The sequence below is a fragment of the Arcobacter cryaerophilus gv. crypticus genome, from assembly GCF_002993025.1.
GTDB classification, from domain to species: Bacteria; Campylobacterota; Campylobacteria; order Campylobacterales; family Arcobacteraceae; genus Aliarcobacter; species Aliarcobacter cryaerophilus_B.
On the sequence record NZ_NXGI01000005.1, the window covers coordinates 17,577 to 32,299 of the forward strand.

A 14,723-nucleotide genomic window follows, 5' to 3' on the forward strand; every position below is an offset into this window, starting at 1 on the left:
CAACAGTTAATTGAATTTTTATCTTATGAAAAAAGTGAGTTTGAATATATAGAATCAACAGGTAATAAAAAAGTTGATGAAATGTTTAAAAAATGGAATCAGCAAATAAAAAGTTTTGACAAAAGAGCTAAAGATGATATGAAAGTTCTAGGAGAGATTGTATTAACTGCTGACAAAGTTGAACAAGGTATTTATAAATGTAGAATTAAAGGTAATAGTGAAAATCCAACAATTTCAACTTTAAGAAATACTTTAAACAAAATGCTAAGTAGTATTGATGATGCTACTTCAAGAATTTTAAGAGTTGTAGATAGTTATAAGAGTGATGATTTTACCGATAGCATAAAAGTTGTTGATAATTATAAAGATGATATGAAGCTACTTATGGAAAGTATAAATTTACTTGGGAAAACTTTAGGAAATGGTGCAAAGAATAATTTTGAAAATGGAGAGACTTTACAAGAGAGTTCTTCAAATATGACAAATTCTATGAATAATCTTGCAGAAAAAGCAAATGAACAAGCAGCATCTTTAGAAGAGACAGCTGCTGCACTTGAGGAAATTACAAGTATTACTAGAAATAACACTCAAAATGCTACTAAAATGGCTAGTTTGGGACAAATTGTAAAAAAATCTGTTCAAACAGGTGAAGAGTTGGCTTCAAAAACAACTCTATCTATGGATGAAATTAATGAAAAAGTAAAAGCTATAAATAGTGCAATTACAGTAATTGATCAAATTGCATTTCAAACAAATATTCTTTCATTAAATGCTGCTGTTGAAGCAGCAACTGCAGGAGAAGCTGGAAAAGGATTTGCAGTAGTTGCTCAAGAGGTGAGAAATCTAGCAACAAGAAGTGCCGAAGCTGCAAAAGAGATAAAAAATCTAGTAGAAGAAGCAACAATAAAAGCAAATAATGGAAAATTAATCTCATCTGATATGATAGAAGGATATAAAGAACTAAATAAAAATATATCTGAAACTATACATATAATTGAAGATGTATCAGGAGCATCAAAAGAGCAGATGCTTGGAATTGAGCAAATAAATCAAGCTGTAAATATGCTAGATAGAGTTACACAAGAAAATGCATTTGAATCAAATCAAATAAAAGAGATAGCTCAAAGTGTATCGCTATTAGCTCATGAATTATTAACAGATGCAAAAAGTAAAAAGTTTAACTAAGAGGAAAATAAAATGGCAAAAGAAACAGTACTAGATAAAAATGCATTTTTAGTAAGTGAAACGGATGAAAAAGGAATAATAAGATTTGCAAATGAAGATTTTTGTAATATTGCAGGATATTCTCTTGCTGAAATGCTTGGAAAACCACATAATATGGTTCGACATAAAGATATGCCAAAAGCAGCATTTAAATCTTTATGGGACACTGTTAAAAAAGGTGAAATTTGGACTGGGTATGTAAAAAATGCAACAAAAGATGGCGGATATTATTGGGTTTTTGCAACTGTTTATCCATTTGAAAGTTGTGATGGTTCAAAAGGATATCTATCTTGCAGAAGAAAACCTTCAAGTAAAGAGATAGAAAAAACTGAAAAATTATATGAAGAGATGAGAAGAGATGAAAGATAAACTAAAAAGAGTAATTAGAAGTTTTAAAACTTCTAATTAGCCTACTGATAAATTAAATTATGCTCTATTTTAGTACACTTATTTTGTACAACTTTTAATCCATTTTCAAGAGCTTTTTGCGCAGCTTCGTTGTTTGAAAGTCCTAATTGAAACCAAACAGTTTTTATATTTTTCTCATTTTTTAAAACTAAAACTTCATCTACAACTTTTGCTATAGCATCTGGTTTTCTAAAAATATCTACAATATCAATATCAAAAGGTATTTCAGCCAAACTTCTATAAACTTTTTCACCCAAAATCTCATCCTCTTTTGGATAAATTGGAACTATTTTAAAACCAGCATTTTTCAAATACTGCGCAACTCTATAAGAAGCTTTTTCTTTATCAGGAGAGAGTCCTACTATTGCAATAGTTTTTGTCTCTTCAAAAATTGCTTTTATCTCATCTTTATTTGAATTTACTGTTGGAAATTCACACTCCATTTTTTCTCCTTATTTTAGATTATTTAGCTTATTTTGAATATAAGCTCTTACTTCTTGCAAGTTTGTAGTATCTATAAAATCATCAAATTTACAACCACTTGCATTTACATGTCCACCGCCATTTCCTAATTTTGAAGCTAGTTGTGAAACATCAAGTTTACCATCTGCTCTAAAAGAGGCATTTCCTTTTCTGCTTATATCTATAAAGAAATCATAATCACTATTTGCCCTTAAAAAGCTATTTGCAGGAATTGAAATTGCTCCAAGACAATATGTCATAAGACCTTTTTGACCATTATAATATATTGTTAAATCATCTTTTATTTTATCTAGTGATTTAACTAAATACTTTGCACTTAAGTTATCCAAAGTATCGTCAAATCCATCTTTTAAAAACTCTTTTTTCAAAAAGTGCACACTATTGTCCAAAACAATAGGAGCATTAGCAAGAGATAAAAATCCTATAGAATTTTTTAGTAAATAAAATTTAAAATCTCTATCAATAGAGTTAAAAAGTATAGAGTTTATCTCTCTTGCTTTTGTAACCATTGACATTAAAACTTTTCCAAATTCGAAATTTTCTTCTTCTTTTTCAAGCCAAATATCTACAGCATTTACAGTATCAACCCACTCTTTATACTCATTTAAAGGTGCTTTAAACTCTTTTAAAAGATAGTCAAAAACTATTTTTGTAGCACATCTTTTATCATCTAAAAAATACCAATCATATTTTGCAGCACTTGATTTTCCAGTTATATGATGATCCAAAAGTTGTAAAGTTATATCATAACCACTATTCTTTAAAGATTTTATCTCTTTATCAAGCTCTTCACTTTCTTGTTGGTTTAAGTTTAAATCACTTATTAGAAGTAGTAATTTTTCATCTTGGTAATCTTTAATTTCTGTAATAACTTGTTTTAGAGCTTGTTTTACTTCTAAACCATAGTTTGCATTGTAAAAATGTTTTTTAGAAAATACCTCATTTGTCAAAAATTGACAAGAAAATCCATCTAAATCTGTGTGAGAAATATGAAAAAGTCTTATATTATTCATGTTCAATATCTTTCAATGTTAATTTTGCTAAAAGGTCATTTACTTTGAATTGTAGATTATTTAAAAGTGGCCAAATAGTACAAATCTTTGCTTTATTATTTGGGCAAGAACTTATTGCATCTGAACATTCAAAAACCATAGGATTTTTCTCTTCAGCAGCAACAACAATTTCTAAAATTGTAAGCTCGTCTATTGGTCTATTTAAAACAAAACCACCATTTACACCCCTGTGTGATACTACTAAATTTGCTTTTGCTAGATTTTGCATAATTTTTGCTAAAAATGATTTTGAAATTTGTAACTCTTTTGATAGAATATCCACATTTATAGGTTCTTTCTGCTTTGATATAGATATCAAAGATAGTAATGCATATTCACTCTTTTTTGTTAATAACATTTTTTATCCAATATAATATTTTATTTATATTGTACAAAAGTTCTTATTAATTTTAAGTTTCCATAAAAAAAGGGATTATGGAAAAACCATAATCCCTTTTTAAAACTTAAAGTCTAAAATTATTTAGCTCTAATTCCTAAGCTTGCAACTACAGATGTAAATCTTGTATAGTCTGATTTTTTTAAGTATGATAAAAGTTTTTTTCTTTTTCCAACCATTTTTAAAAGACCTAATCTTGAAGAGTGATCTTTTTTAAATACTTTTAAGTGTTCTGTTAAAATTTTAATTTGCTCACTTAATATTGCGATTTGAACCTCAGCTGAACCTGTATCTCCGTCTTTTCTTCCATATTTTGCTATAATACTTGCTTTTACTTCCTGATCTAAAGCCATTGTGACCTCCTAATAGGTATATTTATTTTTTTGTTCTATTTAAAATAGGCGCGAATTCTATATAAAGTTTGCTTTATGTTTACTTTAAAGTCATAATTTTTATTATCCGCCTGTCTCATAAAAAGCTCTACTTGATACTTTATTATCATCTTTATTTGACCATTTATTTTTTTCTGGTTTATTTTCAAGTACTTTTTTAAGTATAAGAGTTGCTTCATCAATTTTATTATTTTTTATCGCATCTTTTATACTAAGAGCATCTTCAAAATATAAACAAGGAATTAAAAACCCTTCAGCTGTTAATCTTATACGATTACAAGAAGCGCAAAAATCATCTTTGTGTGGTTCTATAATTCCAAACTCATATCCATCTTCTAACTCATAATATTGAGCTGGTGAGCTGTTATCTCTTGGAACTTTTTTTATATTTTTATATTTTTTTGAAATAATTTCCAAAACCTCATCAGCTTTTAATCCTTTTGCACCATTTTTTGCAAAACTATTTTCCATAAACTCAATATACCTTACAGGAAAATCCTCTTTTTTACAAAATTCTAAAACATCCAAAATATCAATATCATTTATATTTTTTAGTGGAACACAATTTATTTTTATTTTAAGTCCAACATCTTTTGCTTTATTAATTCCTTCTAAAACAGTAGGTAAAACATCTTTTTGAGCTATTTTCATTGCTCTTTCTTGATTTAATGTGTCAAGAGAGATATTTATTCTTTTAAGTCCAGCATCTTTTAATTTTTGTGCCATTTGAGGAAGTAAAAAACCATTTGTTGTAAGAGCCAAATCTATGTCATTTTTATAATCACTTATTAGTTTTATAAAATAATCCAGATTATCTCTTAAAAGTGGTTCACCTCCAGTAATTCTAACTTTTTTTATACCTTCATCAATACCTATTTTTATAAACTTAAACAGATCTTCATAAGATAATAAATTCTCTTTAGGAACCCAAGAAAAAGGTTTTTCAGGCATACAATAATGACACCTAAAATTACATCTTTCAGTTACTGAAACTCTCAAATAGTCGTGTTTTCTTCCAAATCCATCAATTAACATCTTATTCCTTTTTTAATTTAACCTCTGCCAAGCTTCGTCCAAAGATTCAACTCTTGCAGCAAAAAGAAGATATAAAGCTACATTAAATTTAGCCAAGTTTAATATCTCATCATCATAATTTATTAAAATATTTAAATTCTCTTCCAAAGTTATATTTTCAAAAACTTTTGAATAACTAACTGCATAATCTTTTAGACAAAAATCATACTCTTTTATCTCACCGTCTTTTTTTTGCCAAAATTTTGAATCTTTAAAAACTTCAATATCGCCCTCATTTCCTCTAATAACCGTAACATTTTTAAAATCATCTTTAAACATTTCTAAATATTTTGAAACATAAGGTTTATGAAAAGCTCCACAAACTCCATACTCACTCAAAGATGGGTTTAAAAGTTTTTCAACTGTGTTAAAAGCTGTTCTTAATCCAAATTCATTTCGTAAAGTTGTAAGATTGCTCAACTCTTGTAGATATTCTACTCTATCAAAATAGTGCAAATATTGACCCTTGTCAAATTTTGTAAATATATCTTTTGTTGAAATTCCATTTTTTGTAGGCTGTACAAAATCTCCACTAATTACAAGATTTAATCTTCTAACATCACTATTTTTTTTGAAAAAATTGTCCAAAATATCCTCATATAAAGGAAATAAATATGGATTTGTATCTCTTCCATCAAAATTATATCCGAGCTTCAAAGAGTCTGGAACTTCTTTATATTTTATAAAACTATTTAAAGCTTTTATTGCTCCTTTAAACTCTTCATTTGTTTCGAGTTTTACTCTCCAAGCTATTAGAAAAGCACCCATTTGCGCTTGTGTTGGTTCTTGTTTTAAGATTTGACAAACAGCTTCAAAACTCTCCTCAAAGCTTAAATCCCTATTTCCTTTTGGTCCTGTTCCAACTGCTTTTATAAATGTTTTAAAATTCATTATATATTCCATTTTATATCGTTTTAATTCTTTTTTGTACAAGCTTAATATATACTTGCTTAAATAAAACATTTGCAGGATATCTTATGACGCTAACCCAAAGTATTAAAAGCTTAGATTTTTTTGAAAATTTAAGTGATAATCAAATTGATATATTAAGTAACTTCTCTTTTATCTCAAAATATGAAAAAGATTCTATTTTATTTTATGAAACTGATTTAAAAACAAACCTTCTTTTTTTAGTAAGTGGTTTAATAAAGATTTATAAATATGATAAATTTGATAACGAAATATTTTTATATCATATCTATTCAAACTCTTTAATAAGTGAATTAAGTAATATCAATTCAAACGAAATATACTGTTTTTCAAATGCATCATTTATAGAAAATTCTATTGTTTTATCAATAGATTTTTTAAAACTTCAAGAGCATTTTTTAAACAACAATCTTCTAGTAAAAGAGCTTATGAACTCTTTGTTGAAAAAAACTCATCAACTTCAATGCTTAGTAAATAGAGAGTTAGTTTTTGATGCAACTGCAAAAGTTGCTTTTATGATATCTAGCGATTTAAAAATGTTTAATAGCTTAAAAAGACAAGATGTTAGTTTTATGCTACATATTCAACCTGAAACATTATCAAGAGTTTTAAAAAAATTATCAAGAGATAATATCATTGAAGTTGAAAATCAGCAAGTTATAGTAAAAGATGAGATTGCATTAAATTCTATTTTTAAAGGGGTAGCAATATGAAAAAAAGCAATATTAGTACAAAAATAAAAGTAATTGGAATACTTTTTGCTCTTCTAATGACAAGCATTATTGCAACAACTATTTATTTAAACAATAAAAATGAAAAAGATGCAATGATTGTAAATATTGCTGGTAAACAAAGAATGCTTACACAAAATATTTCAAAAAATATCTTCTACTTATATTCAAATCCAAAATCTTCACAAAATGAGTTGGATTCTAGTGTTGAAGAGTTTATATACAATCTTGAAAGTTTAAAAGGTGGAAATAGTTTATCAAAATTAAAAGAAGCTCCAAATATTCAAATAGATAGACAAATGTTGCAAATAGAATATTTATGGTCAATTTTTTATCAAAATATATCTAAATTCAAAGAGTTAATCCAGAATAATAGTAAGCAAAAAGAGTTACAAAATATTGTAAATGTAATATATGAAACAAATCCAGAACTTCTTTATGAAGTAGATGCACTAGTTAGTCTTCATACAATAAACAGTGAGCAAAAAATAAGATTCCTAAAAAATAGCCAATACTTTTTTGCAATTTTAATTCTATTATTAATTATTTATAGTTTTCTTGAATTAAAAGCTATGGAAAAAAATGCCTTAAGGTTTATAGAAGAGTCAAAAAGGGTTATGGAACAAAATTTAGAAGAGCCTTTAAAACATATAAGAATTGAAGCTGAAGGTGAACTAATAGAGGCTTCAAATATATTTAATAGATTTTTAAACAAAATAAATAGTGCAATAATTGACTCAAATAGTGCCTTAGAACAATCAAAAAATGCTTCATATAAACTAGAAGAGATTACAAATGAGTTTGATGAAATTATTAGTGAACTTCAAAATAAAAGTGAAATATCAAAACAGCTAAATAAAAGTGAAGATATTGCAATACAGACTCAAGAGCAGCTTTTGCACTCTAGCAAAAGATTAAATGAACTTAAAAATGAGCTTGAAAAAATTATCATTTTTGCAGAAAAAAAGTTTTAATCTTGACTTAAATACTCAAAAGGTTTGACATTAGTCAAACTTTTTATATCTACTTCCTAGTAATATCTTACTGTTTATAAATTTATTTCAAAAGGAGTAGAAATGTCACTTTCAAGAAGAGATTTTCTAAAAAGTTCAGCAGCAGCAAGTGCAGCAGCAGCTATTGGTATGAGTGTACCAACAGAGCTAAAAGCACAAGCAAATACTGCTGAAAGTGGTTGGCGTTGGGATAAAGCAGCCTGCAGGTTTTGTGGAACAGGTTGTGGAATTATGCTTGCAACAAAAGAGGGAAAAATTGTTGCAGTAAAAGGAGATCCAGCAGCTCCTGTTAACAGAGGACTTAATTGTATTAAAGGATATTTTAATGCAAAAATTATGTATGGAGCAGATAGGCTTAAAACTCCACTTTTAAGAGTAAATAAAAAAGGTGAATTTGACAAAAAAGGTGATTTTGCTCCTATTTCTTGGAAAAGAGCCTTTGATGAGATGGAAGTTCATATCAAAAAAACTCTAAAAGAGAAAGGTCCTGAAGGAGTTGCTGTATTTGCAAGTGGACAATATACTATTATGGAAGGTTATGCAGCACTTAAAATGATGAAAGCTGGATTTAGATCAAACGCAATAGATCCAAATGCAAGACACTGTATGGCAAGTGCGGTTGTTGGATTTTATCAAACATTTGGAATTGATGAACCAAGTGGTTGTTATGATGATATTGAGCTTACTGATACTGTTGTTTGTTGGGGTTCAAATATGGCTGAAATGCACCCTATTTTATGGTCAAGAGTAACAGATAGAAAACTTAGTAATCCTGACAAAGTAAAAGTTATAAATCTTTCAACTTATAGACATAGAACTTCTGATATTGCTGATTTAGAAATTATTTTCACTCCAAATACAGATTTAGCACTTTGGAACTATATTGCAAGAGAGATTGTTTACAATCGTCCAGAATCTATTGATTGGGATTTTGTTAAAGAGCATATAGTATTTGCAGCAAGTCCTGTTAATATTGGTTATGGAATGAGAAGAAGTGATGAGAAATCTATCAAAGATGGAAAATACTCTAAAGCTGAAATGGAAACTATAAGCAAAGAGATGGAAACTATAGTATCTGAAACTGAGGCTCCAGCACTTGCTCCTTATGGATATAAAGCTGGTGATAAAATGACTCATAAAAATGCAGGTCTTGCTCACTGGGAGATTAGTTTTGAAGAGTATAAAAAATTCCTAGAGCCATATACTTTAGATTATGTTGCAAAAATCTCAAAAGGAAACCCTGATGAGGATATTGAAGAGTTTAAGAAAAAACTTCAACAATTAGCAGATTGGTATATTGAAAAAGATAGAAAAGTTGTAAGTTTTTGGACTATGGGAATGAATCAACATACAAGGGGAACTTGGGTAAATACACTTTCATATAATGTTCACTTTTTACTAAATAAACAAGCCAAACCAGGAAGTGGAGCATTTTCACTAACAGGACAACCAAGTGCTTGTGGAACAGCAAGAGAAGTTGGAACATTTACACACAGACTTCCAGCTGATATGATGAATGAAAATCCAAAACATAGAGAAATTACTGAAAAAGCTTGGAATGTACCACTTGGAACAATTAATCCAAAAGGTCACCAACATATTATGAAAATCCATAGAGATATTGAAGATGGAAATATAAAATTTGCTTGGGTAAATGTTTGTAATCCATATCAAGATACAGCAAGTGCAACTCACTGGATAAAAGCAGCAAGAGAGATGGATAACTTCATTGTTACAAGTGATGGATACCCTGGAATTTCAGCAAAAGTTTCAGATTTGATTTTACCATCTGCTATGATTTATGAAAAATGGGGTGGATATGGAAATGCTGAAAGAAGAACTCAACTTTGGAGACAACAAGTAATTCCTGTAGGTGATGCTATGAGTGATACATGGCAATGGGTTGAGCTTTCAAAAAGATTTACAGTAAAAGATGTTTGGGGAGAGCAAGCTCTTCTTAGTACAAACAATGAAGTAAAACTTCCTAGTATGATAGAAGCTGCAAAAGCTATGGGATACAATGAAGATACAACTATGTATGAAATTTTATTTGCAAATGAAAAAGCAAAATCATATAAAGCAGACCTAAAAGATGAGATTCAAGCTGGATTTGATAATACTGAAGCATTTGGTGATAGTAGAAATGTAATAGGTAGTGATGGAAAACCATGGAAAGGTTATGGATTCTTCTTGCAAAAATATCTATTTGAAGAGTATGCAGATTTTGGAAGAGGACATGCCCACGATTTAGCAGATTTTGACACTTATCATAGAGTTAGAGGTCTTAAATGGCCAGTTGTAGATGGAAAAGAGACATCTTGGAGATTTAATACAAAATATGATCCATATGCAAAAAAGGCAAATCCAAATAGTGATTTTGCATTCTATGGAACATTAGCAAAAGAGTTAGCTCAAGGTGATTTACTAGGAGTTAAAGATCAAACTAAAAAATCTTTAAAAAATAAAGCTAAAATTTTCGCACGTCCTTATATGGATCCACCTGAAATACCAGATGAGCAATATCCAGTTTGGTTAAGCACAGGAAGAGTTTTAGAGCATTGGCATAGTGGAACTATGACTATGAGAGTTCCTGAACTGTATCGAGCAGTTCCTGAAGCACTTTGTTATATGCACCCAGAAGATGCAAATAAATATGGTGTAAAACAAGGTGAATTAGCTTGGGTTGAATCAAGAAGAGGAAAAGTAAAAGCAAGAGTTGAAACAAGAGGAAGAAATAGACCTTCAAGAGGTTTAGTATTTGTTCCTTGGTTTGATGAGAAGGTATTTATAAATAAAGTTTGTGCAGATTATACTTGCCCACAATCAGGACAAACAGACTTTAAAAAATGTGCTGTAAAAATTTATAAAGCATAAGGTAAAAATAGATGAATATAGTTGAAAACTATCAAGAAAATAGAAGAAAATTTCTTCTAAAAAGTGCTAGAACTATTGGTCTAGTTGTTCTTGGTAGTTTAACATGGAGTGCATATTTAAGCGAAGTAAAAGCTAGTAACTTAATACTTCGACCACCAGCAGCCCTAAAAGAGGATGACTTTTTGGCTACTTGTATAAAATGTGGACTTTGTGTAGAGGCATGCCCTTTTGATACACTAAAATTGGCAAAACCAGGTGATAATTTACCTCTTGGAACTCCATATTTTGTACCAAGAGATATTCCTTGTTATATGTGTGTTGATATTCCTTGTGTTCCAATTTGTCCAACAAAAGCACTAGATGAAAAAAAAGTCAAAAATAGTGAAAATGCTTTTGAGATAAGACAAATGGAAATGGGAGTTGCAGTTGTAGATGTAAAATCTTGTGTAGCTTTTTGGGGAATACAATGCGATGCTTGCTATAGAGCTTGTCCACTTTTAGGAGAAGCTATTGAAATAGTGTATGAGAAAAATGAAAGAACAGGTAAACATGCATTTTTAAAACCTGTTGTAAATAGTGATATTTGTACAGGTTGTGGACTTTGTGAAAAAGCTTGTATCACTGAAAAACCAGCAATTTTTGTACTTCCAAGGCAAATTGCACTTGGAAAAGTTGGTGATCACTATATAAAAGGTTGGGATGAAGCGGATGACAAAAGAGTTGAAAATTCAAATATTGAATTAGGCAAAACTAAAATAAATAAAAAAGGTGCAATAGAGTCACTAAATAGCGATATGAAGGATTTACTAGAATGAAAAAATATAGATTTTTAATTGCTAGAAGATTTACGCAGGTCTCTATTTTAGCTTTATATATTTTGGCAAATGTTTATGGAATAAATATTTTAATGGGAAATTTAAGTAGCTCTTTGGTTTTACAAACAGTTACATTAAGCGACCCTTTTGCAGTTTTACAAATGATTTTTGCAGGAGCTATAATCTCTTTTGATATAGCCTTAGGTGCTTTAATTATTTCAATTTTTTATCTTATTCTTGGAGGAAGAGCTTTTTGCTCTTGGGTTTGTCCTGTAAATATAATTACAGATAGTGCAAACTTCTTAAGAAGAGTTTTAAAATTTGATGAAGTACAAAAAAAACAACCAGCAACTAGAAATTTAAGATATTGGCTAATTTTAATTAGTTTTATAATCTCATATTTTATGGGAGTTGCAGCGTTTGAGTTAATATCTCCTGTATCAATGATTCACAGAGGTTTAATCTTTGGACTTGGATTTGGACTTGCAACAATGATTGTAATATTTTTGTTTGATCTGTTTGTTTTAAAAAATGGTTGGTGTGGACATATTTGTCCTCTTGGTGGATTTTATTCACTAATTGGAAGATTTAGTCTATTAAGAGTTCATCATAATAGTGAAAAATGTACTGCTTGTATGAAATGCAAAGTTGTTTGCCCTGAAATTCAAGTTTTACATATGATAGATAAAAGTAGCGAACCTGTTTTACAAGAGTGTACTTTGTGTGCTAGATGTATTGAAGTTTGTGAAGATGATGCACTAAATTTCGAATTAAGAAATTATATGAAGGAGAAAAAATGAAATTAAAAAAATTAGCTTTAAGTCTAGTTGCCATTGCAACTCTTTTTACTTTTGCTTATGCGGCAACTAAAAGTATCAAAGAAGAATCTCTTGGAATTAGACAAGATAACCTATTTTCAGAAGATAAAGTTGTAAGCGATGAGACAAAATATGCTACAGAACCTGCTGGAACTAGTACAAAAATCAAAAGAGCATTTGAAAATGCTCCACCTATGATTCCGCATGATACAGAAGGAATGCTTCCAATTACAATAGATAATAACCAATGTGCTTCATGTCACGATCCAATGGTAGCAGAATCTATGGGCGCAACTCCTATTCCAAAATCTCACTTTACAAATTTTAGAGAAGATGTAAAAATAGATAAAAAAGGTGAGCTTGAAAGAGATGGAAAAATTGTAGCAAATAGTAGTGATTTAAAAACTATTATAAAACCTCTTGATCACTTATCAAATGCTAGATTTAACTGTTCTGCTTGTCATGCACCGCAATCAGATAGTAAAATTGTTCCAAAAAACAACTTCCAAACAGAGTTTAGAAGTATCGATTTAAATGATAAATCAAATCTTATAGACAATATAAATGAGGGTGTAAAATAAGTATGCAAAGAAGAGAGCTTTTTGGCTCTCTTGCAAAACCTTTCAAAAATAAAAGTTTGCAAGAAAAAGCTATAAGACCACCCTACTTTAAAGATATAAATCTTTTTTTTACAAAATGTTTGGAATGTTTAGAAAAACCTTGTGCAAGTTCTTGTGAAGAAAATATTATAGAGATTTTAGAAGATGGTACTCCAAAGATAAATTTTTCAAATTCTGGTTGTACTTATTGTGATTTATGTGCAATTTCTTGTCAAAATGGTGTTTTAAATATTGAAGATAAAAAGCAAATAGAGGCTAAAATACAAATCGATGTTCTAACTTGTCTATCTTGGAACCAAACTATGTGCTTTTCTTGTAAAGATCCATGCTTAGAAAATGCAATAGATTTTTTAGGAATGTTTAGACCAAATATAAATAAAAATTGTACTTCTTGTGGCTTTTGTATAAAAGTATGCCCAACAAATGCAATAAAAATAGTTTAGGATTTGTTTTGAAAAATTTAATTTTTACACTTATTTTTATTTTTAGCTCAAACTTTTTATCTGCAAAAGAGCTAGAAGCAACTTTCTCTTTTTTTGCATCAAGTGGAGTTACAAATATTGCAAAAGATAAAAAAAACTTATATTTAGCAACAAATGATGGCTTTGTTGATATTTTTAACCTTGAAAAAAAAGAGATAATCTCTTCAATAAAGATTAAAAATATAAAAGATTTTACAAATAAAGAGATAAGTGCAAAAATTTTTAGCATAGATATACTTGATGATAAGATTTTAATTTTATCACAAGGACAAAGTGGTGGAAGAGATATTTTTATATCAAAAGATGGTATTTTAGAAAATATAATTAGTTCAGATGATAGACTTTTCATAGCTTATGCCAAATTCTTAGATGATAATAAAATAGTCTATGCTCTTTTATCAAATCAGATTTTTATCTATGATTTAAAAAATAAAAAAGTCTTAAAATCTACTCAAGTTTCTCAATCATCTTTTTCTCATTTTGTTTTAAGTAGTGATAAAAAATCTATTTTTATAGCCGATGAAAGTGGAATTATTTCAGAACTTAACAGTTCAAATTTGGAAAAAATTGGACAATTTAAAGGTCAAAATGTAGATAAAGTTTTTCAAGTTGATTTCAAATCAAATACTATTTTAGCTTGTGGACAAGATAGAAGAGCATCTATTTATTACAAAAACCAAAAAAAACCATACTACAAATCAATAGATTTTTTGGTATATGCAGGAGCTTTAGATGAAAAAGCAAAAAAAGCAGCAATTTCACTAAATGAAAATAATGATGTTTTAGTTTTTGATGTAGATACAAAAGAGGAGCTTTTTATCCTAAAAGGAAATAAAGCACTTATTACATCTATTTTATTTTTAGATGACAATAGTTTAGTTGTAGCAAGTGATGATAAAAAAGTAAATATATATAATTTAAAAAAGGATTAAAAATGAATATTTCAAGTATTGTTGTACAAACTCTACCAAAATATCTTGATAGTGTGATAGAAAATCTTAAGAAATCTGGCGTTTGTGATTATCATATGCACGATGAAAAAGGAAGAATTATTATTACAATTGAAGGTAAAAATGTAGAAGAGGAGTTAAAAAAACTAAAAGTAATTGAAGCAATTCCTTATGTAAGTAGTGCTGATATGCAGATGAGTTACAGCGAAGAAGAGTTAGCAAATCATATGGAAGTTTTAGAAAATGCTGATTTAGTTCCAAAAGTTTTAAATGACAAAGATATAAAAGTTGAAGATATAATTTATAGAGGTGATTTAAAAAGAAAAGATTTAATAGGTTTTGCAAAAGAGTTTGATAATAATCAAAAATAATACTTAAAAGAAAATAATTATTAAATATTCCTTAAAGTTATTTTTAATAACTTAAGATATAATCCTTCAACTATGAAACTTGGGGGATT

Annotated in this window: 16 protein-coding genes and 1 pseudogene; 11 read left to right on the forward strand and 6 right to left on the reverse strand. The window is 28.7% G+C overall.

Annotated features, from left to right (window positions below):
- Positions 1–429: 429 nt before the first annotated feature.
- Together CJ670_RS11110 and CJ670_RS03420 are read left to right on the forward strand one after the other, a co-directional pair.
- A pseudogene (locus CJ670_RS11110) lies at positions 430–1,185 on the forward strand (methyl-accepting chemotaxis protein); the annotation flags it as partial.
- Positions 1,186–1,197: 12 nt separating this feature from the next.
- Positions 1,198–1,593, forward strand: a complete 396-nt coding sequence (locus CJ670_RS03420; protein WP_105938856.1) for a PAS domain-containing protein — start codon at positions 1,198–1,200, stop codon at positions 1,591–1,593.
- A gap of 41 nt (positions 1,594–1,634) precedes the next feature.
- Here CJ670_RS03420 and CJ670_RS03425 read toward each other — a convergent pair whose 3' ends face one another.
- The 6 genes from CJ670_RS03425 to CJ670_RS03450 all read right to left on the reverse strand — a co-directional run bounded on the left by CJ670_RS03425 (position 1,635) and on the right by CJ670_RS03450 (position 5,921).
- Positions 1,635–2,075: a CoA-binding protein gene (locus CJ670_RS03425; RefSeq protein WP_105911547.1), complete on the reverse strand. Its 441-nt coding sequence runs from the start codon at positions 2,073–2,075 to the stop codon at positions 1,635–1,637.
- Between the two features lie 9 nt (positions 2,076–2,084).
- Positions 2,085–3,128 (reverse strand): DHH family phosphoesterase, encoded by a 1,044-nt coding sequence (locus CJ670_RS03430; RefSeq protein WP_228154194.1) that lies wholly within the window; start codon positions 3,126–3,128, stop codon positions 2,085–2,087.
- A complete protein-coding gene (locus CJ670_RS03435; protein ID WP_105911548.1) occupies positions 3,121–3,525 on the reverse strand; it encodes an RrF2 family transcriptional regulator in 405 nt (134 codons plus the stop codon). Before CJ670_RS03435 ends, CJ670_RS03430 begins: the two co-directional genes overlap by 8 nt.
- A 119-nt stretch (positions 3,526–3,644) precedes the next feature.
- Positions 3,645–3,917 carry a 30S ribosomal protein S15 gene (gene rpsO / locus CJ670_RS03440; protein ID WP_105911549.1) on the reverse strand — a complete coding sequence of 91 codons (273 nt, stop codon included), beginning with the start codon at positions 3,915–3,917 and terminating at the stop codon, positions 3,645–3,647.
- 102 nt (positions 3,918–4,019) lie between these two features.
- Positions 4,020–4,991, reverse strand: coding sequence for a GTP 3',8-cyclase MoaA (gene moaA, locus CJ670_RS03445; protein WP_105938857.1), 972 nt, complete (start codon positions 4,989–4,991; stop codon positions 4,020–4,022).
- Positions 4,992–5,003: 12 nt separating this feature from the next.
- The gene (locus tag CJ670_RS03450) at positions 5,004–5,921 is read right to left on the reverse strand and encodes a glycosyl transferase (RefSeq protein WP_105938858.1); all 918 of its coding nucleotides are present in this window, start codon (positions 5,919–5,921) and stop codon (positions 5,004–5,006) included.
- Between the two features lie 86 nt (positions 5,922–6,007).
- On the opposite strand from CJ670_RS03450, the gene CJ670_RS03455 reads away from it, so the two are divergent.
- From CJ670_RS03455 to CJ670_RS03495, 9 genes are all read left to right on the forward strand, one after another.
- The gene (locus CJ670_RS03455) at positions 6,008–6,673 is read left to right on the forward strand and encodes a Crp/Fnr family transcriptional regulator (RefSeq protein WP_105911552.1); all 666 of its coding nucleotides are present in this window, start codon (positions 6,008–6,010) and stop codon (positions 6,671–6,673) included.
- Positions 6,670–7,665, forward strand: coding sequence for a type IV pili methyl-accepting chemotaxis transducer N-terminal domain-containing protein (locus CJ670_RS03460; RefSeq protein ID WP_105938859.1), 996 nt, complete (start codon positions 6,670–6,672; stop codon positions 7,663–7,665). The genes CJ670_RS03455 and CJ670_RS03460 overlap by 4 nt, the downstream gene beginning before the upstream one ends.
- A gap of 102 nt (positions 7,666–7,767) precedes the next feature.
- Complete coding sequence (napA, locus tag CJ670_RS03465; RefSeq protein ID WP_105938860.1) at positions 7,768–10,578, forward strand: nitrate reductase catalytic subunit NapA; 2,811 nt, start codon at positions 7,768–7,770, stop codon at positions 10,576–10,578.
- An 11-nt stretch (positions 10,579–10,589) separates the two neighbouring features.
- A complete protein-coding gene (napG, locus tag CJ670_RS03470; RefSeq protein WP_105938861.1) occupies positions 10,590–11,393 on the forward strand; it encodes a ferredoxin-type protein NapG in 804 nt (267 codons plus the stop codon).
- Positions 11,390–12,193, forward strand: coding sequence for a quinol dehydrogenase ferredoxin subunit NapH (gene napH / locus CJ670_RS03475; protein ID WP_105938862.1), 804 nt, complete (start codon positions 11,390–11,392; stop codon positions 12,191–12,193). The genes napG and napH overlap by 4 nt, the downstream gene beginning before the upstream one ends.
- Positions 12,190–12,792, forward strand: a complete 603-nt coding sequence (locus tag CJ670_RS03480; RefSeq protein ID WP_105911557.1) for a nitrate reductase cytochrome c-type subunit — start codon at positions 12,190–12,192, stop codon at positions 12,790–12,792. The genes napH and CJ670_RS03480 overlap by 4 nt, the downstream gene beginning before the upstream one ends.
- Before the next feature lie 2 nt (positions 12,793–12,794).
- On the forward strand, positions 12,795–13,274 hold the full coding sequence (locus CJ670_RS03485; RefSeq protein ID WP_105938863.1) for a 4Fe-4S binding protein: 480 nt from the start codon (positions 12,795–12,797) through the stop codon (positions 13,272–13,274).
- Positions 13,275–13,282: 8 nt separating this feature from the next.
- Positions 13,283–14,245, forward strand: a complete 963-nt coding sequence (locus CJ670_RS03490; protein WP_228154195.1) for a WD40 repeat domain-containing protein — start codon at positions 13,283–13,285, stop codon at positions 14,243–14,245.
- Positions 14,246–14,247: 2 nt separating this feature from the next.
- Positions 14,248–14,634, forward strand: a complete 387-nt coding sequence (locus tag CJ670_RS03495) for a chaperone NapD (protein ID WP_105911559.1) — start codon at positions 14,248–14,250, stop codon at positions 14,632–14,634.
- Positions 14,635–14,723 lie beyond the last annotated feature (89 nt).